This is a genomic window from Mycobacterium sp. (genome assembly GCF_036488105.1).
Classification (GTDB): Bacteria; Actinomycetota; Actinomycetes; order Mycobacteriales; family Mycobacteriaceae; genus Mycobacterium.
Map to the genome: position 1 here is coordinate 1 of NZ_DASXHW010000523.1, position 2,052 is coordinate 2,052.

Annotated in this window: 2 protein-coding genes; both read right to left on the reverse strand. The window is 64.6% G+C overall.

The window, feature by feature from the left end; genetic code table 11:
* On the reverse strand, nt 1–1,217 hold a 1,217-nt coding region (locus tag VGH54_RS27610; RefSeq protein ID WP_331515313.1), incomplete at its 3' end, for a DNA gyrase subunit A.
* Between the two features lie 45 nt (nt 1,218–1,262).
* On the reverse strand, nt 1,263–2,052 hold a 790-nt coding region (locus tag VGH54_RS27615), incomplete at its 5' end, for a toprim domain-containing protein (RefSeq protein WP_331515314.1).

The window sequence follows — 2,052 nt, forward strand, 5'->3', positions numbered from 1 at the left end:
ATGACTTCGTCAAGTGCGTCAAGGGCTTTCACCAAACCGCGCAAGATGTGCGCGCGCTCGTTGGCCTTACGCAGCCGATAGGTGGTCCGCCGGATGATCACGTCGAGTTGGTGCTCGACGTAGTGGCGGATCATCTGGTCGATGCGCAGCGTGCGCGGCACCCCGTCGACGATCGACAACATGTTGGCGCCGAAGCTGGTCTGCAGCTGGGTGTGCTTGTAGAGGTTGTTCAGCACTACCTTGGCCACCGCGTCGCGCTTGATCTCCACGACGATGCGCAAGCCGACCCGGTCGCTGCTCTGGTCCTCGATGTTGGAGATGCCGGCCAGCTTGCCGTCGCGGACCTGCTCGGCGATCGAGGTGATGAAATTGTCGTGGTTGACCTGATACGGCAGCTCGGTGATCACCAGCGAGGTGCGGCCGCGCGAATCTTCTTCTACCTCAACGACTCCGCGCATCCGGATCGAGCCGCGGCCGGTGGTGTACGCGTCGTGAATGCCCTGCGATCCGACGATCAGACCGTGGGTGGGGAAGTCCGGGCCCTTGACCCGCTCGCAGACCGCGGCCAAGGTGGCCTCTTCGTCGGCCTCGTGATTGTCCAGGCACCAGTAGACGGCTGCGGCCAACTCGCGCAGGTTGTGCGGCGGGATGTTGGTCGCCATGCCGACCGCGATACCGCCCGACCCGTTGGCGAGCAGGTTGGGGAACCGGCTCGGCAGCACCGTCGGCTCTTGCACACGGCCGTCGTAGTTGGGAATGAAATCGACTGTCTCCTCGTCAATTTCACGTAGCATCTCCATGGCGAGCGGGGTGAGCCGCGCTTCTGTGTATCTCATGGCCGCCGGCGGGTCGTTGCCCGGCGAGCCGAAGTTTCCTTGCCCGTCGACCAACGGGTAGCGCAGCGACCACGGCTGCGCCATCCGGACCAAGGTGTCATAGATCGACGCGTCGCCGTGCGGGTGGTAGTTACCCATCGTCTCGGCGACCGACCGCGCCGACTTGGCGTGGCCGCGGTCCGGGCGGAACCCGGAGTCGAACATCGCGTAGAGCACCCGGCGGTGCACCGGCTTGAGGCCGTCGCGCACTTCGGGTAGTGCGCGGCCGACGATCACGCTCATCGCGTAATCGATGTAGCTGCGCTGCATCTCGTGCTGGATGTCGACTGGTTCGACCCGGTCGCCGGCTTCGCCGCCGGGTGGCAGCGTGGTGTCTGTCATCTATTCCTCATCCGAGAGATTTCAGTTGGGGGAGTAGTCGCGGTGTCAGACGTCAAGGAAGCGAACGTCTTTGGCGTTGCGGGTGATGAAGCTTCGGCGCGCCTCGACGTCCTCGCCCATCAGGATCGAGAACAACTCGTCGGCCGCGGCGGCGTCGTCGAGGGTGATCTGGCGCAGGATCCGCACCGAGGGGTCCATCGTGGTTTCCCACAACTCCTTAGCGTCCATCTCACCGAGACCCTTGTACCGCTGGATACCGTCTTCGGCATTGATTTTCCGGCCGGCCTTCCTGCCCGCCTCGATGAGACCGTCGCGCTCGCGGTCGGAGTAGGCGAACTCGGGCTCGCTGCGCTGCCACTTCAGCTTGTACAGCGGCGGCGCCGCCAGGAACACGTGGCCGTTTTCGATCAGCGGCCGCATGAACCGGAACAACAGCGTCAGCAGCAGCGTGGAGATGTGCTGGCCGTCCACGTCGGCGTCGGCCATCAGCACGATCTTGTGGTAGCGCAGCTTGGTGAGGTCGAATTCGTCGTGGATGCCGGTGCCCAGCGCGGTGATGATTGCCTGGACTTCGGTGTTCTTCAGCACCCGGTCGATGCGGGCCTTCTCGACGTTGATGATCTTGCCGCGCAGCGGCAGGATCGCCTGGAACATCGAGTCGCGACCGCTCTTCGCCGAGCCGCCGGCCGAATCACCCTCCACCACATACAGTTCCGAGCGTTTCGGGTCGGTGGAACGGCAGTCGGCCAACTTGCCTGGCAGACCGCCCAAGTCGGTTGCGCTCTTACGCCGCACCAACTCTCGCGCCTTGCGGGCGGCGATGCGCGCCTGCGCC